The 22,320-nt window shown below is 57.3% G+C and carries 22 protein-coding genes; 10 read left to right on the top strand and 12 right to left on the bottom strand.

Features of this window, described 5'->3' with window-relative positions; translation table 11 throughout:
• Positions 1 to 17 precede the first annotated feature (17 nt).
• The 4 genes from ACTYEO_RS06560 (at position 18) to ACTYEO_RS06545 (ending at position 3,772) form a co-directional block, all read left to right on the top strand.
• Positions 18 to 902: a CPBP family intramembrane glutamic endopeptidase gene (locus ACTYEO_RS06560; protein WP_449322912.1), complete on the top strand. Its 885-nt coding sequence runs from the start codon at positions 18 to 20 to the stop codon at positions 900 to 902.
• Between the two features lie 79 nt (positions 903 to 981).
• Entirely contained in the window at positions 982 to 1,947 is a 966-nt protein-coding gene (gene accD, locus ACTYEO_RS06555; RefSeq protein WP_449322911.1) for an acetyl-CoA carboxylase, carboxyltransferase subunit beta, read from the top strand.
• A 32-nt stretch (positions 1,948 to 1,979) separates the two neighbouring features.
• The gene (locus tag ACTYEO_RS06550; RefSeq protein ID WP_449323009.1) at positions 1,980 to 3,218 is read left to right on the top strand and encodes a bifunctional folylpolyglutamate synthase/dihydrofolate synthase; all 1,239 of its coding nucleotides are present in this window, start codon (positions 1,980 to 1,982) and stop codon (positions 3,216 to 3,218) included.
• 44 nt (positions 3,219 to 3,262) lie between these two features.
• Positions 3,263 to 3,772: a hypothetical protein gene (locus ACTYEO_RS06545; protein WP_449322910.1), complete on the top strand. Its 510-nt coding sequence runs from the start codon at positions 3,263 to 3,265 to the stop codon at positions 3,770 to 3,772.
• A 12-nt stretch (positions 3,773 to 3,784) separates the two neighbouring features.
• On the opposite strand, the gene zapE is transcribed toward ACTYEO_RS06545, so the two are convergent.
• Positions 3,785 to 4,897: a cell division protein ZapE gene (gene zapE, locus ACTYEO_RS06540; RefSeq protein ID WP_449322909.1), complete on the bottom strand. Its 1,113-nt coding sequence runs from the start codon at positions 4,895 to 4,897 to the stop codon at positions 3,785 to 3,787.
• Positions 4,898 to 4,997: 100 nt separating this feature from the next.
• Between zapE and ACTYEO_RS06535 the strand changes: the two genes are divergently transcribed.
• Positions 4,998 to 6,242 carry an MFS transporter gene (locus ACTYEO_RS06535; RefSeq protein ID WP_449322908.1) on the top strand — a complete coding sequence of 415 codons (1,245 nt, stop codon included), beginning with the start codon at positions 4,998 to 5,000 and terminating at the stop codon, positions 6,240 to 6,242.
• Here the strand turns inward: ACTYEO_RS06535 and ACTYEO_RS06530 are convergent.
• From ACTYEO_RS06530 to ACTYEO_RS06510, 5 genes are read right to left on the bottom strand one after another with little or no spacing between them, the layout of a single operon-like run.
• Positions 6,239 to 7,150 carry an alpha/beta fold hydrolase gene (locus ACTYEO_RS06530; protein WP_449322907.1) on the bottom strand — a complete coding sequence of 304 codons (912 nt, stop codon included), beginning with the start codon at positions 7,148 to 7,150 and terminating at the stop codon, positions 6,239 to 6,241. The two genes, ACTYEO_RS06535 and ACTYEO_RS06530, sit on opposite strands and share 4 nt — an antisense overlap.
• A 7-nt stretch (positions 7,151 to 7,157) precedes the next feature.
• A complete protein-coding gene (locus ACTYEO_RS06525; protein WP_449322906.1) occupies positions 7,158 to 8,075 on the bottom strand; it encodes an ornithine cyclodeaminase family protein in 918 nt (305 codons plus the stop codon).
• The gene (locus tag ACTYEO_RS06520) at positions 8,072 to 8,698 is read right to left on the bottom strand and encodes an HAD family hydrolase (RefSeq protein ID WP_449322905.1); all 627 of its coding nucleotides are present in this window, start codon (positions 8,696 to 8,698) and stop codon (positions 8,072 to 8,074) included. Before ACTYEO_RS06520 ends, ACTYEO_RS06525 begins: the two co-directional genes overlap by 4 nt.
• Positions 8,695 to 9,534: an S-formylglutathione hydrolase gene (fghA, locus tag ACTYEO_RS06515; RefSeq protein ID WP_449322904.1), complete on the bottom strand. Its 840-nt coding sequence runs from the start codon at positions 9,532 to 9,534 to the stop codon at positions 8,695 to 8,697. Before fghA ends, ACTYEO_RS06520 begins: the two co-directional genes overlap by 4 nt.
• Before the next feature lie 60 nt (positions 9,535 to 9,594).
• Positions 9,595 to 10,542 carry an AEC family transporter gene (locus ACTYEO_RS06510; protein ID WP_449322903.1) on the bottom strand — a complete coding sequence of 316 codons (948 nt, stop codon included), beginning with the start codon at positions 10,540 to 10,542 and terminating at the stop codon, positions 9,595 to 9,597.
• Between the two features lie 258 nt (positions 10,543 to 10,800).
• Here ACTYEO_RS06510 and ACTYEO_RS06505 point away from each other — a divergent pair, with 258 nt between their 5' ends.
• A complete protein-coding gene (locus ACTYEO_RS06505; RefSeq protein WP_449322902.1) occupies positions 10,801 to 11,481 on the top strand; it encodes a TetR/AcrR family transcriptional regulator in 681 nt (226 codons plus the stop codon).
• 10 nt (positions 11,482 to 11,491) lie between these two features.
• On the opposite strand, the gene ACTYEO_RS06500 is transcribed toward ACTYEO_RS06505, so the two are convergent.
• From ACTYEO_RS06500 to ACTYEO_RS06490, 3 genes are read right to left on the bottom strand one after another with little or no spacing between them, the layout of a single operon-like run.
• Positions 11,492 to 11,938 carry a hypothetical protein gene (locus ACTYEO_RS06500; RefSeq protein WP_449322901.1) on the bottom strand — a complete coding sequence of 149 codons (447 nt, stop codon included), beginning with the start codon at positions 11,936 to 11,938 and terminating at the stop codon, positions 11,492 to 11,494.
• Between the two features lie 9 nt (positions 11,939 to 11,947).
• Positions 11,948 to 12,433, bottom strand: coding sequence for an N-acetyltransferase family protein (locus ACTYEO_RS06495; RefSeq protein WP_449322900.1), 486 nt, complete (start codon positions 12,431 to 12,433; stop codon positions 11,948 to 11,950).
• A gap of 2 nt (positions 12,434 to 12,435) precedes the next feature.
• Complete coding sequence (locus ACTYEO_RS06490) at positions 12,436 to 13,566, bottom strand: S-(hydroxymethyl)glutathione dehydrogenase/class III alcohol dehydrogenase (protein WP_449322899.1); 1,131 nt, start codon at positions 13,564 to 13,566, stop codon at positions 12,436 to 12,438.
• Between the two features lie 210 nt (positions 13,567 to 13,776).
• Between ACTYEO_RS06490 and rimP the strand changes: the two genes are divergently transcribed.
• From rimP to infB, 4 genes are read left to right on the top strand one after another with little or no spacing between them, the layout of a single operon-like run.
• Positions 13,777 to 14,361 (top strand): ribosome maturation factor RimP, encoded by a 585-nt coding sequence (gene rimP, locus ACTYEO_RS06485; RefSeq protein ID WP_449322898.1) that lies wholly within the window; start codon positions 13,777 to 13,779, stop codon positions 14,359 to 14,361.
• Between the two features lie 3 nt (positions 14,362 to 14,364).
• Positions 14,365 to 15,990, top strand: coding sequence for a transcription termination factor NusA (gene nusA / locus ACTYEO_RS06480; RefSeq protein WP_449322897.1), 1,626 nt, complete (start codon positions 14,365 to 14,367; stop codon positions 15,988 to 15,990).
• Between the two features lie 28 nt (positions 15,991 to 16,018).
• Entirely contained in the window at positions 16,019 to 16,648 is a 630-nt protein-coding gene (locus ACTYEO_RS06475; RefSeq protein WP_449322896.1) for an RNA-binding protein, read from the top strand.
• Positions 16,645 to 19,125: a translation initiation factor IF-2 gene (gene infB / locus ACTYEO_RS06470; RefSeq protein WP_449322895.1), complete on the top strand. Its 2,481-nt coding sequence runs from the start codon at positions 16,645 to 16,647 to the stop codon at positions 19,123 to 19,125. The genes ACTYEO_RS06475 and infB overlap by 4 nt, the downstream gene beginning before the upstream one ends.
• Positions 19,126 to 19,180: 55 nt before the next feature.
• On the opposite strand, the gene tspO is transcribed toward infB, so the two are convergent.
• From tspO to ACTYEO_RS06455, 3 genes are read right to left on the bottom strand one after another with little or no spacing between them, the layout of a single operon-like run.
• The gene (gene tspO / locus ACTYEO_RS06465; RefSeq protein ID WP_449322894.1) at positions 19,181 to 19,654 is read right to left on the bottom strand and encodes a tryptophan-rich sensory protein TspO; all 474 of its coding nucleotides are present in this window, start codon (positions 19,652 to 19,654) and stop codon (positions 19,181 to 19,183) included.
• A gap of 19 nt (positions 19,655 to 19,673) precedes the next feature.
• Positions 19,674 to 20,699 (bottom strand): 15-cis-phytoene synthase, encoded by a 1,026-nt coding sequence (gene crtB / locus ACTYEO_RS06460; RefSeq protein ID WP_449322893.1) that lies wholly within the window; start codon positions 20,697 to 20,699, stop codon positions 19,674 to 19,676.
• Positions 20,696 to 22,264 (bottom strand): phytoene desaturase, encoded by a 1,569-nt coding sequence (locus ACTYEO_RS06455; protein WP_449322892.1) that lies wholly within the window; start codon positions 22,262 to 22,264, stop codon positions 20,696 to 20,698. Before ACTYEO_RS06455 ends, crtB begins: the two co-directional genes overlap by 4 nt.
• Positions 22,265 to 22,320: the final 56 nt, after the last annotated feature.

Raw genomic sequence — 22,320 nt, 5'->3', positions numbered from 1 at the left:
GCAAATCGAGCAGGTCTATGTATTACGCGGCACATGATGCCTTTATCGCCCCCGCCAAGGGCTACCCGCAGATTTGGCGCTTTGTCGTCGGGCTAGGGCTTGCCATAGGGGTTTACGCTCTGGGTATTTTTGCCCTTATGGGGCTTATCGCATTGTTCAATGGCGGCCTGTCTGGCCTCCAGCCTTGGATGCAGCGGATACAGGTCGCCGATACACCAACGGCCACGCTGCTTATTCTGGGAACCTTTATCGGCATGGGCGGCGGCGCAATGCTGGCCACGAAACTGCTGCACAAACGCCCCATCGCAAGTCTTTTTGGCCCCCTTGCCACCATGCAGCGTCAGTTCCTGATCGCGATCGGAGTGGCCGCGATTGTTTTTGCGGCCTCCATGCTGATCCCGACTGATCTGATGCTGCAATCAAATCTTGAGCTGGCCATCTGGGCCTCTTTCATGCCCTTGGCACTTGTGGGTGTCCTTATCCAGACAGGGGCCGAGGAGATCCTGTTTCGCGGCTATATCCAACAACAGCTTGCCGCGCGTTTCTCCAACCCGATTATCTGGATGGTTCTGCCATCGGTTCTTTTTGCCTTGGCCCATCTGGACCCAACAACCTATGGCCCGAATGCATGGCTGATCGTGGCGGCCACTGGCCTGTTCGGCATTCTTGCCGCGGATTTGACCGCAAAGACAGGCAATATCGGCGCGGCTTGGGGGCTGCATTTTGCCAATAATGTTCTGGCGCTTTTGCTGATATCTCTCGATGGTCCTCTTTCGGGTCTAGCGCTTTATGTTATCCCGATCAGCGTCACCAGCGCTGATATCCTGCGGCCACTGATCTATATGGATATGGGGATCACATTCACGGCTTGGGCCGCGATCCGCTATGCCGTGACGAGGTAGGGCACCAGATGCGACATTGATTGCAATTTGTCGCTGAGCATCATATCTCCACCGAAAGACCGGCCAAGCAGGGTATTCCATGAACTGGATCACCAATTACGTCCGCCCGCGGATCAACTCGATTTTCTCGCGCCGCGAGATGCCAGAGAACCTCTGGACCAAATGCAGCGAGTGCGGAACGATGCTGTTCCACCGCGAATTGTCGGACAATCTCAATGTCTGCACAGGGTGCGATCACCATATGGCGATCACACCGCGCGACCGTTTTACAGCTCTGTTTGATGGCGGTATTTTCACCGAAGTGAAAGTTCCCAAGCCAATCGCGGATCCGCTCAATTTTCGGGATCAGAAAAGATACCCTGACCGTTTGAAAGCCGCGCAGAAAACAACCAGTGAGGCCGAAGCGATGCTGGTGGCCGAGGGTGAGATAGGGCGCACGCCGATTGTGGCGGCGGCGCAGGATTTCTCCTTCATGGCAGGCTCCATGGGCATGTATGTGGGAAATGCGATCATTGCTGCCGCCGAGCGTGCGGTGAAACTCAAACGCCCCTTGGTGCTGTTCTCGGCTGCGGGTGGCGCGCGTATGCAGGAAGGTATCCTTTCGCTGATGCAAATGCCGCGCACAACGGTTGCCGTGCAAATGCTCAAAGAAGCGAACCTGCCTTATATCGTTGTGCTGACCCACCCGACCACGGGTGGCGTGACGGCCTCTTACGCGATGCTTGGCGATATCCAGATTTCCGAACCCAATGCCCTGATCTGCTTTGCGGGACCGCGTGTGATCGAACAGACCATTCGTGAGAAACTGCCCGAAGGCTTCCAGCGCGCGGAATATCTGCTTGATCACGGCATGCTGGACCGCGTGACGCATCGCACCAAAATGCGCGATGAGCTGATTACGATCCTGCGGATGCTAACAGGTGAGCCGCCCGCCATTTCGGGCGAGTTGCCCGCGCCCGCTGGCGGCGAGATCAGCGATGCAAAAGCTGATCCGGTGGCATTGCCTGAAGCCGACGAAACACAAGCCGAGCCTGACAAGCCGTGAGCGCGGCATCCTCGGACATCCTCCTTGATCGGATGATGTCGCTCCACCCGAAGGTCATTGATCTGACGCTGGACAGGATGTGGCGCATTCTTGCTGCTTTGGACAATCCACAAACACGCATTCCGCCTGTGATCCATGTTGCAGGTACGAATGGCAAAGGCTCGACCCAAGCGATGATCCGTGCGGGGCTTGAGGGGGCTGGCAAGACCGCCCATGCTTATACCTCGCCGCATCTGGCACGGTTTCATGAACGCATCCGCCTTGCAGGTGCGCTGATCGATGAGGCGAAGCTTTCGGATATTCTGGATCGGTGTTTGGCCGCCAATGGCCCCGATCCCATCACCTATTTCGAGATCACGACTGCCGCTGGCTTCGTCGCATTTGCAGAAACCCCTGCCGATTACACCTTGCTGGAGGTCGGGCTTGGCGGCAGGCTTGATGCGACCAATGTGGTCGATGCGCCTGCGCTCAGCGTGATCACCCCGATCGATCTCGACCATCAACAATTCTTGGGCGATACCATCACCGCGATTGCAGGTGAGAAGGCGGGCATCATCAAGCGCGGTGTGACTTGCGTGGTCGGGCCACAGCAGGACGAGGCGCTGGAGGTGATCGAGACCACCGCCGCCCGCCTTGGCGCACCCCTTTTGGTGCATGGCCAGCATTGGCATTTCTGGGAAGAACGTGGCCGCTATATTTTTCAAGATGAAAACGGCCTTCTGGATTTACCGATGCCCAATCTTGCAGGCCCCCACCAGATGCAGAATGCAGGCAGCGCCTTGGCGGCCCTTCGTCATCTTGGCTTTGATGAAGACGCCTGCGAGGCCGCTGTGACCCGTGCGCAATGGCCCGCAAGAATGCAGCGCTTGCAAAACGGGCCATTGGTCGAGGCGGCAGCACAGGCCGAGCTTTGGCTTGATGGCGGGCATAACCCGCATGCCGCGCGCGCCGTTGCACGTACTTTTGAAGGCCTGCCTGAGCGTCCGACCCATTTGATCTGCGGCATGCTCAACACCAAGGATGTGACGGGTTTTATGGCCCCGCTGGCGCCGTTCACTCAATCGTTGCATGCGGTCTCGATTCCGGGTCAGGCGGCAACCCTTGCTGCCGCTGAAACCGTTGCGGCAGCCAAAAGCGTGGGCATCAAAGCGGTGGAAGCGGCCTCCGTGGCCGAGGCCTTGGCCCAGATCACTGCCGAAGATGCCACGGCACGGGTTCTGATTTGCGGATCGCTTTATCTTGCTGGTGAGATCCTCAAGGAAAACGGGTGAGCCCGCCCTTGACCCCAACAGCCAAGCGACCCATCTTTTCGCTTATGCGTCTGACTGCCCTTTTTCTATCCCTGCTGGTCGCGGCCAATCCCGCTCAGGCCGCCAAATTCCAGTTCTGCTGGATTGGAAGTTCGGGCTATACAATGCGCGGTTCCATCAGCTTTCCTGACACGCTTCTGGATAGCGGGATCATCACGCAGGACGAGGTCACGGATTTTGCGATTTACGGATATCTCGACAATTTCCCGATTGGCAGTTGGCGGCTTGATCAACGCACAACCCAAACCACTTGGGAGCTGTATTTCGACACGACCGCGTTGGAGTTTCCCATGGGCGGTATCGCGCTTGATCAAAGCTATCAGGCATGGAACGCCAATGGTGAGGTGAATGATTGCGGCGAAGGCGGGTTCGGCTTCAATGGTGGGAATTGGGCGCAGGATGTCTGCATCAACAACACTTGGATCGAAGACAGCTCGATCATCCCTGACACGCCTTTGCCCGCCTTTCCCGAAGGTGTGGAAATCCGCTGCGAAGCCGTGCTGAACCTGAGCTAGAGGCCTGAGCGCTCAAGCATCATTGCCCCAATCCGCACTTTGCATTTCCCGCAAGCGGCTGGCCGTGCGCTCGAACTCGAAACTGCCTGTGCCTTCGAGATAGAGCCGTTCAGGCGTATCAGCCGCCGAGACGACCAAGCGTGTCTTGGCCTCATACAGCGCATCAATCAGGGTGACAAAGCGCTTGGCCTCGTTGAAGTTTTCAATGCCCAATTGCGGCACATCTTCAAGGATCAGCAGTTTCAAAGCCCCCGTCAGGGCAAGGTAATCCGCAGGGCCCAAAGCCTTGCCGCATAATTCCCAAAAGGATGCGCGCGCCATGCCTGCCCAATACCGCTCCAGCACGACATGGCGGCCTTTGACCTCGAGGGTTAGAGCCTCCTCATTCGCGCCCGTCAGATCGCGCCAAAGCTGATCAAGCCTTTGCGTCACGTCGCTGGACAGGGGCGAGAAATAAACATCCTCGCCCGAGAGACGATCCTGCCTGTAATCGGTATCGGCATCGAGTTGCACGACATTGAGCCGTTCCTCCAGCAGCGCGATAAAAGGCAGGAAGAGCTGGCGGTTCAACCCGTCCTTATAAAGCGCGCTTGGATGGCGGTTCGAGGTGGTGACCACCATCACCCCCGCCTCAAAAAGCCGCTCGAACAAGCGCCCCACGATCATCGCATCGGCGATATCAGTGATCTGCATTTCATCGAAACAGAGAAGGCGGATAGTCTTGGCAATCTTATCGGCCACGGGTTTGATCGCGTCATCCACACCTGTTTTGCGGACCTCATGCAATTCGGACTGGATTTCCTGCATGAAGGCATGGAAATGGACGCGACGCTTTTCGGTGATGCCCGCATGGGCAAAGAACAAATCCATCAACATGGATTTCCCGCGCCCGACCCCGCCCCAGAGATATAACCCCGACGGCTCGGATGTTTCTGCTTTGCGGAAACGGTCAAGAAAGCTTTTGCGCTGAGATGTGTTCAGTTTCTCGCGCAACGCATCCAGTTGCAGCAGGATCGCGCGCTGCTCGGGATCAGGCCGCAAAAGGCCCTCCGACACGCGGGTGTCATAGATCGCTTGAAGATGCTGCGTCATGGTTTGTTGGTCATCCGTGCTTGGCTCCTCCATGACATAGATAACGGTATCTTAAGTGTCGAATAAGAATCTCTCATTTGACCTGCATGCCGTTCCACATCATGGTCGCGCTACTCAAAAGGACAAACGGCATATGACACGTCAAAACACGCTTTTTACGCCCGTCTTGATCGGCGGCTGCGTTATTATCATGCTCAGCTTTGCTATTCGGGTGAGTTTTGGCGTTTTCCAAATTCCAATTGCCGAGGAATTCGGTTGGCTGCGCGCCGAGTTTTCGCTCGCGATTGCCATCCAGAACCTTGCATGGGGCATTGGCCAGCCGCTCTTTGGGGCCTTTGCCGAAAAGTTTGGTGATCACCGTGCGATCATTCTGGGGGCTTTGCTCTATGCGGCGGGTCTCGTTCTGTCCTCTTTCGCAGTCAGCCCAGAACAGCACCAATTCCTCGAGATATTAGTGGGCTTCGGCATCGCTGGTACAGGGTTTGGCGTTATTCTCGCGGTGGTTGGGCGGGCGGCGTCGGATGAAAACCGTTCCCTCGCTTTGGGCATCGCCACTGCGGCAGGCTCGGCTGGTCAGGTTTTCGGCGCACCCATGGCCGAGTTCTTGCTGGGTCAATTTCCTTGGCAAACTGTGTTTTTGATTTTTGCAGGAATCATCCTTGCCTCGCTTCTGGTCTTGCCAATGATGCGCTCACCCCAGCCCGTGTCGAAAGCCGCACTGGAAGAGAGCATGGGAACCGTCCTCAAGAAGGCGTTCCGCGATCCATCCTTTACACTGATGTTTATCGGGTTTTTCTCCTGCGGGTATCAGCTGGCTTTCATCACCGCGCATTTCCCTGCTTTCGTGACCGAGCTTTGCGGCCCAATCGCACCAGGTGGAATGCTGCATAGCATTGGCATCACGACAACCTCGGCCCTTGGGGCGGTGGCGATCTCATTGATCGGTTTGGCCAATATCGTGGGCACCATCACAGCGGGCTGGTTGGGCAAACGCTATACCAAGAAATACCTGCTTGCGGGCATCTATGTGGCGCGGACCGTTGCGGCGGGCCTGTTTATCATGATGCCGATTACGCCCATGTCGGTGATCGTTTTCTCGATTGTTATGGGCGCGCTCTGGCTGGCAACCGTGCCGCTGACATCGGGCTTGGTGGCCTATATCTACGGGCTTCGCTATATGGGCACGCTCTATGGCATCGTGTTCTTCAGCCACCAATTGGGCGGCTTTCTGGGCGTATTCCTTGGCGGTTGGCTCTATGACATCTATGGCGATTACACTGCCGTATGGTGGGTCGGCGTGGGGGTTGGCGCGCTCTCGGCGATTGTGCATCTGCCAATCAAGGAAAAGCCATTGGGCGCACGCGAGGTTGCGGCCTAAAGGTTATCCTCGATCGCGGCGGCGACATCCTCGGGCCAAAGATAGGGCAGGCGATGGTCGGCCCAGTCAAAGATCACATGGCGGGCCTTGGGGTTGATCTTGCGCAGCGCGGTGAGCGCTTCAATCGGGATGACCCTGTCCTGCTCGCCCCACATCACCAGCATCGGAATGCCCGTTTTCGCGATCAGCATATGGTCTTCGGCCATATCCTCGGAAAGGAAATTCCGCTGGCTCGACAAGATCGCCTCAAGAGCGCCTTCCACGCGCAAATCCTCGCGTATCCACGCGTTGATATCTTCCTCAAACGGGATGTCCGAGGTGGTGCGGCCATATTGCCAATAGCTCAGCAAAGGCCCGATCACCTCCATCATCCAATCGCCCAGATAGGGGAGCTTGGCGGCAAGATCATAGAAACGGCCAAGCTCGACCCCGAGGCCCGTTGGGGCCAGAAGGATCAGGCGGTTAACGGTTTCAGGCGCCTCAACTGCGCGGGCAGTCGCCAAGGCACCACCCATGGAATACCCCAAAAGCGTGACACGATCCGTGATGCCTTGTGAGGCAAGCAATTCCCGCAATTGGCGCATAAAAAACTCGCGCGTCTGCTCACCCTCCACACGGTCCGAGCCACCGCGCCCATAAAGATCATAGCTCAGCACTCGGTAGCCCTGATCGATCAAGAGCGGGATCAGCGGTGCGAAGGCATAGGATGGCGTGCTCAATCCGTGGATGCAGACAATGATCGGCCCTGTCTCGGGCCCATGCCATTGGAAATGCGTCTCGCCATCTTGAAGCTGCACAAATTGACCAAGCGACACCTCTTTGCGTGCGGATAGCGGCACGAGGGTGACATGCGCCAGCAAATACGCGCCCGCCATCAAGGTGATCAATATGAGCAGCAGCCAGATCATGCGCGCCTTACCTCTGCCTCCACGCCTCGAGGATATAGCGGGCCGCCATCAGGTCGAGATGCGCACCACCCCCATTTTTGAACAAGGTGATCTCGTCATCAGATCTACGGGTGAAACCGCCGCTTGGCAGATCATAGTAATCGGCCTTGATATCCCCCTCCGAGACCACGCCTGCGGCCAAGGGAATTTTCAGCTCGCCAATATGCCCGATGGTGGTGGCGCGGCTATCCACGAAGACGGTTGCGCGCGTCAGCGCTGTGTCATCCGCTTCGCGCATATCGGGGCGATAGGCTCCGATCAGGTCCAGATGCTGCCCCGCGCGCAGCCAGTCACCTTTGATCACGGGGTCGGTCGACATTGTGGCGCAGGTGATGATGTCCGCCTGCGCAACCGCCGCCTCGAGGTCGGGGGCTACGGTCACATTCTCGAGGCTATCGGCAAAGCGTTCGGCCCCTTCGGTTGAGCGGTTCCAGATCAAAAAGCGCGCCTTGGGAAAGATAGCGCCATAGGCCGCATGAAGCGAGCGCCCCACAGTTCCTGCGCCTACGATCAGGATAGTATCACTGTCAGGGCGGGCCAGTTTGCGGGCTGCCAATAGACTGTCACCTGCCGTTTTCCATTTGGTCACAAGGTGGAAATCAACCAAGGCCTCCAACCCACCATCCAGATCAGAATAAAGGTTCACCGCGCCATTAACCGTCGGCTTTCCCGCTGCCTTGTTTTGAGGGAAAATCGTGGCGGTTTTGACCAATTGGCCCATCCCGTCGATCCATGCCGCCCGCGACAGCAGGGTATCGGGATCGCGGTAGAGAAACGTATCGCCTATCTCGGCACGCGGCAGGGAATGGCCCGCCTCCAAAGCATCGGTCAAAGCGCGCCAGTCAAGGCAGGCTTCCGCCTCTGGTCCGACGATCTCAATGCTCATGGGGCCGCTTCCTGCGCGGTCAGCAGACCATGGGCGACCAATTCATTGGCCCACCCTTCAGGGGTCTCGAAGAGATGCGCATTCCAACCACGGGCGCGGGCAGCCTTGATATTATCCACACGGTCATCCGCAAACAGCAGGCGGTCAGGCGCGATGCCTGAATGCTCCTCCACCATCTCGTAGATCCGCGCGGCGGGTTTGATCACGGCCATATGACCCGAGACATAGGCATGGTCGAATTCATTGAGAAAGTCGAAATGGGTCTGGGCATAGGCGAAGCTTTCGATCCCAAAATTCGTCAAGGCAAACACAGGCACGCCTTTGCCCTGTAATACGCGCATCAGCTTGACGGAGTGGGGGATAACGGGCTGCGCAAGCTCGATCCAGCGGTCATGCCAAAGCCGGATTTCATCGCGGAACTCGGGATAGGCCTCGGCGGTTTCATAAATGACATCTTGGAACCCTTCGCCCAGATCCACACGGTCATTCATGCCATGCAGATCAACCGTGGAAAACATGGCCTTGCGGCGGGCCTCACCGATTTCGCGGTCATAGAACCGCTCGGGCTGCCATTCGATCAGCACATTGCCGATGTCGAAGATAACGGCATCGATCTTGGTCATTCGCGCGCTCCGTACAAAGCCTCGGCATGGAAGGTGATATGATCTTCCATGAAGGTCGAGATGAAGAAATAGGAATGGTCATACCCCTCCTGCAAACGCAGGGTCGCGTTTTGACGTCGGGCGGCGATGGCTTGCGCCAAGGCCTCGGTCTTCAACAGGTCACCGAATTGATCCGCCGTTCCCGTATCGATCAAGACAGGGCCAGCAAAGCCCGTCTCCTGCATCAAAAGCGTCGCGTCATGCTTCGCCCATTGGGTCGTGTCCTCGCCGAGATAGGCGGTGAACTGCTTGCGGCCCCAATCGCTTTCGGTGGGGTTACAGATCGGCGCAAAGGCCGAGACGCTGGTGAAACGGTCAGGCAAGCTCATGGCGATGGTCAGTGCGCCATGCCCGCCCATGGAATGGCCCGTGATCGCTTGGCGTGTTTCGTCAAGCGGGAAGGTCTCGAACAGGGCTTCGGGCAGGTCTTTGGTGATGTAATCCCACATCTGGAAATGCTCGGCCCATGGGGCTTGCGTTGCATTCACATAGAAGCCTGCGCCTTGGCCCAGATCATAGGCCTCGTCATTGGGAACACCTTCGCCACGCGGTGAAGTATCGGGAAAAACCAGCGCAATGCCCTGTTCCGCGGCCCATGCCTGCGCACCCGCTTTGACCATCGCGTTTTCATGGGTGCAGGTCAGGCCGGAGAGGAACCACAAGACAGGAACGGGGCCATCCTGCGCCTCGGCTGGTAGGAACAGGCCAAAGGTCATATCCGTGCCAGTGGCCTTTGAGGCATGGCTATACACGCCTTGCATGCCGCCAAAGCAGCGGTTCTCTGAAATGGTTTCCATTCTACCCTCCATCTGTTGCGCCAAGGGGTAACGCGGCAAGGCAAAGGCGGCAAGCATCGCTTAGGGCAGAACGATGCCCGCAACACCCGACACCCAGCCAATGACCAGCGAGACCGTCACAATGCTGATCGCCGTTGAAATCAGGATCGAGGCCGAGACCCGCTGCGGCGCCACCCCGTAATGTTGCGCCAGCATATAGACATTGCCCGCCACTGGCAGCGCCGCCGCAGAGATCATCACAGCCGCATCAAACAACGGCAAGGGGAATATCAGCAAGGCCGCAATCCCCACTGCCAAAGGATGCAGGGCCAGTTTGCAAAATGAAATCCAAGCGGCAACCGAGACACGTTCGGCCGATTTGCCTGCAAGCGATGCACCGATTGCAAAAAGCGCACCTGGTGTCGCTGCCGCCCCGAGAATGGCAACGAATTCATCTACCACTGCGGGCAGCTCTATCTCGGCACCCGAGACGGCCAAGCCTGCCACCATCGACATGATCATCGGGTTTTTCACAAGCCCCATGCCAACCGTTTTCAAAATACCAAAAGACATGCGCCCGTCGCGACTGCCCGTGATCAGGATCACGATGAGACTGGAGAACACGATCAGATCCAGCGACAGCACCATCAAGACAGGGCCAGCAGCCGCAGGCCCGAGCAGCACGATCAACATCGGCACGCCCAGAAAGCCTGTATTGCCGATCACGGCGCATTGCGCTTCGATGGCGGCTTCTGTGATGGGGCGTTTGCGCAAAAACGCGACCCCCATCGCTAGGAAATAGACGACAAAACACCCCGTCAAATAGGCCGCGACGAACCACCAATCGAGAATCTCGGCCAAGGACAGGTTTGCGGCAAAGCGGAACAGCATCGCCGATAGTGCGAAATAGAATACGAATTTGGTGAGATAGGCCGTGGCCTCAGAGGTGAAGAACCCTGTTCGACCTGCCTGAAAGCCAAGCGCGATCAGCGCAAAGAAGGGCAAAGTCTTGAGGAAAATATCTATCATAGAAATTGGCTAGTCCAATGGCGAGGGACTGTCCAGAAATTGCGAGGGCGAAAAACCCGCAGCGGCGTCTTGAAAAGCAAACGAAACAGTTTAGTTCTGTTTTGTGGGTGGCAGGGCGAGAGCTGCTCCCCCCAGTGTTATATCTCGCCTTTCCCTTGCCCCTGAGGGACGCCATCCACCCCCTCTGGCAACCGCTATACCTGCCAGACCGGAGTGTTCAGCCAAGCTGGACACTCCGCAAGGGCGGGGCGATGGTTCATGTCTATTGCTGTAACTAAACTGTTCAGTCTATATACGGATGGAGGGAAGGACACCGCGCATATGAATATCGAGCCACAAATTAAGAAAGGTCGGAAATACGACCAAGTTGTTGCAGGTGCGCGCGATGTTTTCATGCGAGAAGGCTATGAAGGGGCCAGCGTCGATGTGATTGCACGCGATGCGGGCGTATCCAAAGCAACGCTCTATTCCTACTTCCCAGATAAACAACAATTATTCATGGCCGTCCTCCAGATGGAGTGTGACCTGCAACGCCGCGCACAGATGGATATCGAGTTTCTCCAACGCGATGTGCCTGATGCGCTGCACCACCTCGCCTGTTCGATGATGCAATTCCTGCTCTCCGAAACAGGTTTGGCGATGTTCAGGGTCTGCGTGGGCGAGGCGAACCGCTTTCCCGAGCTTGGTCAGGCCTTCTACGAAACAGGGCCCCTCACGGCGCAGCGCCAAGTGGCTGAATATCTCCAAACCGAGAAAGCCGCCGCCTTTCTGGATATCCAAGACCATATGACAGCGGCCGATACATTCATGCAGCTTTGCCGCACGGATTTGATGCTGCAACGCCTCATGCGGGTCAGTGGCGCTCCAAGCGAAACTGAGATCAAGAACACGGCATCCGAAGCCGTCACAACCTTTCTTGCGCGCTACCGTCGGGGCTGAGCGGTTATGCTCAAATAGCCTGCGGGAATAGCGTTTCCTCAAAATCATTACATTGCGCACGCCCGTGCCATAGCGCGCGGATTGCTTCACCGCGCAGGGCATTTGTACCGCTTAGGTAAAAGGCGCCCGCCACAGGCTGTTCAGGCACGGTGATGCGTTGCATGAGGTAGCCACATACCCGCACCTCCAGAACCTCACCTGTCGCATTCGTCAAAAAGCGATCAAAACGCATGGCAGCAGTGGTTTTGAAACGGAAGAATATATCAGTGATCCCGCCGCTTTCAGACATCTCGATCGCGGTGATTTCGCGGGGGCCAATCGGCAAAGCCGCTTCAGGCAAAACAAAGCTCACAACAGGGTCATAGTCCCGTGGCAGGCTTGGGTTTTCGATCTCTTGGGCGGCGGCACAGATCGGCACTGAAACCAAACCAAGAATTGCGAATACCGCAGCCCGCATGCCCTGCGCCTATTCCAGCGATTTGAACATCACCAAAGCATCGACATAACCGAGCTTTGGGTGATTGAAGGCTTTGGGCAGGCGGCCAACCGTCTCGAACCCTGCGCGCTTCCATGTCTCGACGGCGCGGGTATTGCTGGACACCACGAAATTATACTGCATCGCGCGGAAACCCTGCGCCTTGGCCTCATCCAAGGAATGGGCAAGCATGGCCCGCGCGACGCCTTTGCCTGCCGCATGCGATGCAGTGATATAGCCGCAATTGCACACATGCGCGCCCCCGCCCGCTTGGTTGGGTTTGATGTAATAGGTGCCAAGCAAGACATCCCCATCCTCGGCCACGAAAACCGATTTCTCAGCTGCTGTCCAAAAAGCGATCGCATCACCGCGCGAGATATCGGGATCAACGGTATAAGTATCGCCCGCGCGAAAAACCGGCTCGAGCATATCGCCCAGAGCCGGTTTGTCGGTATCCCGCAGGGGACGGATTTGCATGATCAGTACACCACCACGGCGCGGATGGATTTGCCCGCATGCATAAGGTCAAACCCTTCATTGATCTTATCCAGCGAAAGCTGATGCGTGATCATCGGATCAATCTCGATTTTGCCATCCATATACCAATCAACAAATTTCGGCACATCGGTCCGGCCTTTCGCGCCACCAAATGCGGTGCCTTTCCAGACACGCCCTGTGACCAGTTGGAAGGGCCGCGTGGAAATCTCGGCCCCTGCTGGCGCCACGCCAATAATCACCGAGACACCCCAACCGCGATGCGAACATTCCAACGCGTCACGCATGACCTGAACATTGCCCGTCGCATCGAAGGAGTAATCCACGCCACCGATCTGGTCGATATCGGTCTTGGTGATCTTCATGATCTCTTCCACAACCGTTCCCGAGATTTTCGTCGGGTTCACGAAATGCGTCATGCCGAATTTCTTGGCCATCTCGGCTTTGTCATCGTTCAGATCGACACCGATGATCTTATCCGCGCCCGCCATGCGCAGGCCTTGGATAACGTTCAAGCCGATGCCACCCAAACCGAAGACAGCGGCGGTGGAGCCGATCTCGACCCCCGCAGTATTGATCACCGACCCGATCCCCGTGGTCACGCCACAGCCGATATAGCAAATCTTGTCAAAAGGCGCGTCCTCGCGAACCTTGGCCAGCGCGATCTCGGGCATCACAGTGTGGTTCGCGAAGGTGGAGCAGCCCATATAGTGATAGATCGGCGTTCCATCGAGCATAGAGAACCGCGTGGTTCCATCAGGCATAAGGCCCTGACCTTGGGTATTGCGGATTGCGGTGCAAAGGTTGGTTTTGCCCGACAGGCAGGAATAGCACTCGCGGCATTCAGGCGTATAAAGCGGGATCACGTGATCACCGGGCTTGAGGGTTGTGACGCCTTCACCAACCTCCATGACGATGCCAGCCCCTTCATGGCCAAGGATCGCGGGGAAAAGCCCTTCAGGGTCCGCGCCCGACAGCGTGAACTCATCTGTGTGGCAAATACCTGTGGCCTTGATCTCAATAAGAACCTCACCCGCTTTCGGGCCTTCAAGGTTCACTTCCATCACTTCAAGCGGTTTTCCGGCCTCAATGGCGACGGCGGCACGTGTACGCATTTTAAAGTCCCTCCCAGTATGTAATTGAATTTCAAATTATGGAAACGGCAGGCCAGCGCAACCTCAAATAGAGGGTGGCAAAGTATATCTCTTGCAGGATCACCCGATTCCACCTATATGCATTTCAACACAGGCGCGCGCGGGTCCAAACCGAACGCTCCACCGGAAACGTATAACGGGCTCTGTGCCCGTTTTTTTGTGCTTAGAGATATGTCTGAACTAATCGCCAAAACCACAATGGACCGCCGCATGGCCGAGATCCTGACCCCGTCAATCGAGGGTATGGGCTTTGAGGTTGTGCGCATTCGCGTGATGGGTGGGGAAACCAAAACCCTGCAAATCATGGTCGAGCGCCCCGATGGCGGCATTGATGTCGATGAATGTGCGCAGGTCTCCAATGCGGTCTCTGCCATTCTTGATGTCGAAGACCCGCTTGAGGATGCCTATGCGCTTGAGGTCTCCAGCCCCGGCATCGACCGCCCGCTGACGCGCCTCAAGGATTTCGAGACTTGGGAAGGCTATGAAGCCAAGCTCGAGACGACCGAAATGATCGATGGCCGCCGCCGCTTCAAAGGCGTTTTGGCGGGGTTTGAAGGTGACGAGGTTCTAATCAATCTCGAACAGGGCAAAGAGACCGTGACCATCGGCCTGCATATTGACCGGCTTTCAGATGCAAAGCTGGTTCTGACAGATGAACTGATTTCGGAAATGCTGCGCCAACGCAAGGCAGCCGGAATTGTAGACGAGACCAAATTCGACGATATCGAAGAAGAGCCTACACAGGCGGAGGACTGAGACATGGCGATTACATCAGCAAACCAGCTGGAGCTTCTGCAAACAGCCGAGGCTGTAGCCCGCGAAAAGATGATCGACCCCGAACTGGTGGTTGAAGCGATGGAAGAGAGCCTCGCACGGGCCGCCAAGTCGCGCTATGGTTCCGAGCTTGATATCCGCGTCTCGATTGACCGCAAAACAGGCAAGGCAACCTTCACCCGTGTGCGCACCGTTGTCGAAGAGGTCGAGAACCATTTCATCGAAATGACCGTTCGCGATGCCAGCGCGCATAAAGAAGGTGCCGTTGTTGGTGATGAAATCATCGACGAAGTTCCCCCCGTTGAAATGGGCCGGATCGCGGCGCAATCGGCCAAGCAGGTTATCCTGCAAAAGGTCCGCGAAGCCGAGCGTGATCGTCAATTCGAAGAATTCCAAGATCGGGCTGGCACCATCATCAATGGTGTCGTCAAGCGCGAGGAATATGGCAATGTGATCGTGGATATCGGCCGCGGTGAAGGCGTTCTGCGCCGCAACGAAAAAATCGGCCGCGAAAGCTATCGCCCGAATGACCGTATCCGTTGCTTCATCAAGGATGTCCGCCGCGAAGCGCGCGGCCCGCAGGTTTTCCTAAGCCGCACCGCGCCAGATTTCATGGCCGAGCTGTTCAAGATGGAAGTGCCTGAAATCTATGACGGCATCATCGAGATCAAAGCCGTCGCCCGCGACCCTGGTTCGCGCGCCAAAATTGCCGTGATCTCCTATGACAACTCCATCGATCCTGTTGGCGCTTGTGTTGGTATGCGTGGTAGCCGCGTGCAGGCCGTTGTGAACGAATTGCAGGGCGAGAAAATCGATATCATTCCATGGAATGACGATGCGCCAACTTTCCTTGTGAACGCGCTTCAGCCTGCCGAGGTCTCCAAGGTTGTTCTGGATGAAGACGCAGGCAAGATCGAGGTTGTCGTTCCTGATGAGCAGCTTTCGCTTGCGATCGGTCGTCGTGGTCAGAACGTGCGTCTGGCCAGCCAGTTGACTGGTCTCGATATCGACATCCTCACCGAGGAAGAAGAAAGCGCGCGCCGTCAGGCCGAATTCGCGGAACGCACCAAGCTGTTCATGGATGCGCTCGACCTTGATGAGTTCTTCGCACAGCTTCTGGTCTCCGAGGGCTTTAGCTCGCTCGAAGAGGTTGCCTTTGTCGAAGCCGAGGAATTGCTGACCATCGATGGTGTCGATGAAGCCACCGCTGGCGAATTGCAGGCCCGTGCCCGCGACCATATCGAAGAGATAAACCGCAAAGCTCTGGAAACCGCCAAAGAGAAGGGCGTCGAGCAGTCGCTTATTGATTTCGACGGTCTCACTCCCCAGATGCTGGTGGCGCTTGCCGAAGACGGCGTGAAAACGCTTGAGGATTTCGCGACCTGTGCGGATTGGGAACTGGCTGGTGGCTGGACCTCGGTCGGTGGAGAGCGTGTGAAGGATGAAGGCTTGCTTGAATCTTTCGATGTGAGCCTTGAAGAAGCCCAGAACATGGTCATGACAGCCCGCGTTCAGCTTGGCTGGGTCACCATCGAAGAGCTGGAAGCAGATGCAGCAGCCGCTTCGGCCGCCGCAGCTGGCGACAGCGAAGAAGAGGAAGCCGGAGCCTGAGCGCAGGCGCCGGTAGAGGACGCACCCGATGTCCAGAGGTGGCCGACCCAAATCAAGCGATGACGCAGAACGTCGTTGCATCGCTACAGGCGAAACCCAGCCAAAGGCAGGGTTGATCCGCTTCGTGGTTAGCCCTGACGGGTTGGTCGTGCCGGATGTGCTTGAGAAACTGCCCGGGCGGGGGATTTGGGTCAGCGCCGATGCTGATGCTTTGGCCCTCGCGATTAAAAAGAACTTGTTCTCGCGCTCGGCCAAGCAGCAGGTGCAATTGCCTGATGATCTGGCTGACCTGGTTGAACGGGGCATTTTGCGCCGTGTGACCGACCTTTTGGCCTTGGCGCGCAAATCTGGCGCCGCTGTCGTCGGGTTCGAGAAAGTGAAAGACTGGCTGGCCTCCCGACCTGTTCGGGTGCTGCTACAAGCCTCGGACGGGTCCGTTCGGGGGAAATCAAAGCTTTGGACGCCCGAAGGCGCACGCTATTTCGATTGCTTGAGCTCAGATGAATTGGGTTTGGCATTTGGTCGCCAAAGTGTGATACATGGCGCGCTTGCGACTGGTGGACTCGGCAACCGTGTTGTAGAGGAAGCAGCAAAGTTGCAAGGCCTGCGTAAGGCGAGCGGCGGTGATACCGCCGGGAAGGAACAGAAAGACGCATGAGCGATCAAGACGGAAAGAAACCCCTTGGCCTGTCGGGCGGTGCCCGCAGCGGACGCGTGAACCAGAGCTTTTCACGTGGCCGTACCAAGACTGTTGTGGTGGAAACCAAGCGCAAGCGGGTCGTAGCACCCAAACCCGGCTCGGGCGGCGGAAGCACGGATGGTGGCAGCAGCAATGTCGCGAATTCCGAGCTTGAACGCCGTATGAAGGCCCTTCAGAATGCCAAAGCCCGTGAGGCCGAGGATCATCTGAAGCGCAAGCAGGACGAAGAGGAGCGCGAAGCAGAACGCGCCCGCCGTCGTGCGGAGGCCGAAGCCAAAGAACGTGAAGAGCGTGAACGCGTAGAAGCGATCCGCGCCAAGGAAGAAGAAGAAGCACGCGCCAAGAAAGAAGCAGAGGCCCGTCGCAACGCGCCTGCCGCTGCAGCGCCTGCGGCTCCCGATCCCGCCGATGCACCTGTCGGAGCGTCCGCGCCTCGGGGTGGCGGCAAGGCGGCCCCCGCGTCGCAGCAGCCGCCGCGTCGCAAAGAAGAAGACGACCGTGGCCGTGGCCGCGCTGCCGCCGCTGATCGTGAGCGTCGCTCAGGCAAGCTGACCGTGAACCAAGCCCTCACCGGTGGGGAAGGTGGACGTCAGCGCAGCATGGCCGCGATGAAGCGCAAGCAGGAACGCCAACGTCAAAAAGCAATGGGCGGCATGGTCGAGCGCGAAAAGATCGTGCGCGACGTAAAACTGCCCGAGGCGATTGTCGTATCGGAACTGGCCAACCGTATGGCCGAGCGTGTGGCTGATGTTGTGAAATCTCTCATGAATATGGGAATGATGGTCACGCAGAACCAGACAATCGATGCTGATACCGCAGAACTGATCGTCGAAGAATTCGGCCACCGCGTATCGCGGGTTTCCGATGCCGATGTGGAAGACGTGATCAAGGCCGTTGAAGATGATGAAGGCACGCTTAAGCCGCGCCCACCCGTCATCACCATTATGGGCCATGTCGACCACGGCAAAACCTCGCTGCTGGACCGAATCCGCCGCGCCAATGTTGTGTCTGGGGAAGCCGGTGGCATTACCCAGCATATCGGTGCCTATCAGGTCACGACCGAAGGCGGCGCGGTGCTCAGCTTCCTCGATACACCTGGCCACGCGGCCTTTACCTCGATGCGTGCACGTGGTGCGCAAGTTACTGATATCGTGGTCTTGGTCGTTGCGGCTGATGACGCCGTGATGCCCCAGACCGTCGAGGCGATTAACCACGCGAAAGCGGCAAATGTGCCAATGATCGTTGCCATCAACAAGGTTGACCGCCCCGCGGCCGATCCGATGAAAGTGCGCACCGATCTGCTTCAGCATGAAGTCGTCGTCGAACAGATGTCGGGTGACGTTCAGGATGTCGAAGTCTCGGCCCATACGGGTCAGGGCATTGACCAACTGCTCGAAGCCATCGCGCTTCAGGCGGAAATCCTTGAACTGAAAGCCAACCCTGATCGCAACGCCGAAGGTGCTGTGATCGAGGCGCAGCTTGATGTGGGTCGCGGCCCTGTTGCAACCGTTCTGGTTCAGCGCGGCACGCTCAAACAAGGCGATATCTTCGTTGTGGGCGAGCAATGGGGTAAGGTCCGCGCGCTGATCAATGATCAGGGCGAACGCGTGAAGGAAGCCGCTCCGTCGGTTCCAGTCGAAGTGCTCGGCCTCAACGGCACACCTGAAGCAGGCGATGTTCTCAACGTGGTCGAAACCGAGGCGCAAGCCCGTGAGATCGCAGAATATCGTAAACAAGCAGCCAAGGACAAACGTGCCGCCGCGGGCGCTGCAACCACGCTTGATCAGCTGATGGCCAAGGCCAAAGCCGATGAAACCGTGAACGAACTGCCCATCTTGGTGAAAGCGGACGTGCAGGGCTCTGCCGAAGCGATCATTCAGGCGATGGAAAAGATCGGCAATGATGAGGTGCGCGTGCGCGTGCTGCATTATGGCGTTGGTGCGATCACGGAATCAGATATCGGCCTTGCCGAAGCTTCGGGCGCGCCCGTGATCGGCTTCAACGTGCGTGCAAATGCCTCTGCGCGTAACTCCGCCAACCAGAAGGGCGTGGAGATCCGCTATTACAGCGTGATCTATGACCTTGTGGATGACGTGAAAGCGGCCGCCTCTGGCCTGCTCTCGGCTGAGGTGCGTGAGAACTTCATCGGCTATGCCACCATCAAGGATACGTTCCGCGTAACCGGTGTTGGTACAGTGGCTGGTTGTCTTGTCACCGAAGGCGTTGCCCGCCGCTCGGCAGGTGTGCGTCTCCTGCGTGACGATGTGGTTATCCACGAAGGCACGCTCAAAACGCTCAAGCGTTTCAAGGACGAGGTCAAAGAAGTCCAGTCCGGTCAGGAATGCGGTATGGCTTTCGAGAATTACGACGATATCCGCAAAGACGATGTCATCGAGATTTTCGAGCGCGAGGAAGTCGAACGCTCACTCGCCTAGAACCTGATTTCTTACTGAGAAAACACCATAAGGGCGCCCGTTGCGGCGCCCTTTTTCAATCGACCATCTGGTTGGATTGCTCAGGGTTCATCCACCAAATCGCGATGTTGAGCGCGCCTGCATAGCTGGCCCAGATCAGGTAAGGCACAAAAAGCCACCCTGAGAGAGGATCAAGCTGAAAAAAGCTCAGCATAGTGCCCAAGACCGCCGCCCAAAGGCAGGCAATCACCACAACCCCCGCTTTGATACGACGAAGCCCGAAGAAAACGGGCGTCCAAAGCGTGTTCAATGCGATCTGTAGGGCCCAGAAACCCATGCCATAAGCACTGTCGTCCAAAACCGCCACGCGGGACGCCGCATAGGCGGAGCTGAGATAAAGCACGGTCCAAGCAACGGGGAACAACCAGTTCGGCGGGGTCCATACAGGCTTGGACAGATCGCGATACCACGCCCCCGGTGGAAACAGGGACCCAGTGGCTGCTGCCGCGCAACATGCCCCAAAGAAGATAATGAATATTGAAAATTCCATAAGAGGTTAGATAGCCCTCTTAGGCATTTCTTTCCAGCCCTTCATCGCTTCGGTCGCGGGCCTCCAATTGGGCCAGCACCGAGATCACGTTTTCACCCCATGCAGATTTTGCAGGCGCTTGACGCGCGGCAGCCTCCACGAGGAAAGCTGTTTCGGGCAAAGGCCTTGCATGTAAAACGGCACTATTTGGCATTATAGACACTATTCCAGCCCGCAAAACAGATAGCCCCAGCAGCCCCAGCTTTTGCCCTCGGGTCGTGAAGGCGCGTTGGGTGATACTATCATGCCCGTTGCGCACAACCTTTCGCCCAATCGCGTCATAGCAATGCCGCGCAGCAAAGATTCCAGGGCGGGAGGAAAGCGGCAAAGCACCGATCCCGGCCTCAGAACGTTGGTAGAGCCGCGTCGCCTCGGCCAAAAGACGCCGCGTGATACGCCTGACTGATGGCGAAGCTTTGGGGTCGGCAAGGAAGGCCTCAGGATCAAGTCCTTCCTCGGCCATCCAATCTGTCGGCAAATAAAGACGGCCTGCGCGCGCATCCTCGCCGACATCGCGGCTGATATTGGTCAATTGCATCGCAACACCAAGATCGCAGGCGCGGGCCAAGGCATCGGCATCGCGCACTTTCATCAAAACACACATCATTGCGCCGACAGCCGAAGCCACCCGCGCCGAATAGGACCTCAGATCAGAGAGCGTCGCATAGCGATGCTCCATCCCGTCCCATGCAAGCCCTTCCAGCAGCGCTTCGGGAAGCGCGCGGGGCATGTCATAGGCCTCGATCAAAGCCGTAAAAGCACGATCAGCCGCCGCATTCTGGGGGCGGCCCGCATAGGCAAGGTCAAGCCTGTCGCGCAGACGCAAAACGGCGGCCGCTTTTTGATCATTTAGATCAACTTCATCATCCGCAATTCGGCAAAACGCGTAGAGCGCCAAGGCTGGATCACGGACCTTTGCGGGCAACAGCTTGGATGCCGCATGGAAGGAGTATGACCCTTCCCTGATCGCATCACGGCAATATTTAAGATCGGCATTATCAATCATTCTGCAGCGACCTTAAATGGCTTTGAAACGGCTCTATTGCGCAGATTAGGCACTAATTTATCCAATACTTCTGCAGACGAGATCACCCCCGGCAAGCCCGCACCAGGATGGGTTCCAGCCCCCACAAGGTAGAGGCCCGGTACCTCTTCCAACACATTATGCGGCCTGAAATAGGCGCTTTGAAGGATGCGGGGTTCGATCGAAAAGCCCGAACCGTTGGGGCTGAGATAGCGGGTCTGAAAATCCTCAGGTGTGAGCATTTCTGACGCGGTGATATGCGCCTCCAATCCCGGCAAAAGCTGATCTTCGAGCACGGCCTGAACCTTCTTGCGATAGGTCTCGGCCATCTCGGCCCAATCGACGGGGTTATCAAAGCCTAAATGCGGAACAGGCGAGAGGGCATAGAATGTATCATCACCCTCAGGGGCGCAGCTAGGGTCAGTGACTGTGGGCCGGTGGACATAGAGGCTCATATCCTCGGACAGCTTTCCATTGATGAAGATGTCATCCACCAAACCACGGTAGCGCGGGCCGTTCAGAATGGTGTGATGGCCCACATCCTTCCACTTATCGCGCGTGCCCTTGGTGCCGAAATACCAGACAAACAGCCCCATCGACCAACGCGTGCGGTCCAGTTTCTGGTCCGTCCAGCGTTTGCTGGGAATATTCCGCATCAAACGCGAATAGGTATGGCCCGCATCGGCATTGGACACGATGATATCCGCATCAAGCTGCTCGCCCGTTGCCAGCCTGACACCGGTGGCGCGACCATTGGTGCAGAGGATCTCGTCCACCTCTTCCCCCATACGCAGCAAGCCGCCCTGATCGGTAACCACATTGGCCATCGCTTTGGCAATCGCAGCAACACCACCCATGGCGTAATGCACGCCAAATTCCTTCTCGAGATGGCTGACCAACGTATACATGGAGGTCACGCGAAACGGGTCGCCACCGATGAAAAGCGGGTGAAAGCTGAAGGCCATGCGCAGGCGTTCATCCTTGAAGCGCTTGGCGGCATGGGCATAGACCGAACGGTCGGCGCGTAGCATGGCAAATCGGGGCAGGACCTTGATCAGATCCCAGAGCTTATGCATGGAACGACGGCCCAGATCTTCAAACCCGAACCAGTACCGCTTTTCGCTATCCTTGAGGAAACGGTCATAGCCCTTCCCCTCGCCGGGCGAGAGGCGTTCAACTTCCGCGCGCATCGCATCACTGTCTTGGCAGGCGGTAAAACTGGACCCATCCGGCCAGCGGATTTCGTAAAAAGGCTCCATCGGGCGAAGATCGACCTCGGCCTCGAAATCGCGGCCACAAGCGGCCCATAATTCTTTGAAAACCTGCGGCACCGTCACGATGGTTGGGCCGAGATCGAAACGGTACCCATCCTTGTGAATGGCCGATCCGCGCCCACCTGGCATATCCAGCTTATCGATTATCGTGACGTCATAGCCTTTGGCGCCAAGCCGCATGGCCGATGCCAAGCCCCCAAGGCCCGCGCCGATGACGATGGCCTTTGCGGGGGCCTTTGCTGGCGCTGCACGCAGATGTGTGATGTTTTCCATGCAATTATCGTAGACTGTCTAGTTTGATTTACAACATAAGATATCTTCACCACAGA

It is taken from the genome of Rhodophyticola sp. SM2404, assembly GCF_053570515.1.
This window is presented reverse-complemented; position numbering and strand designations above follow the sequence as displayed.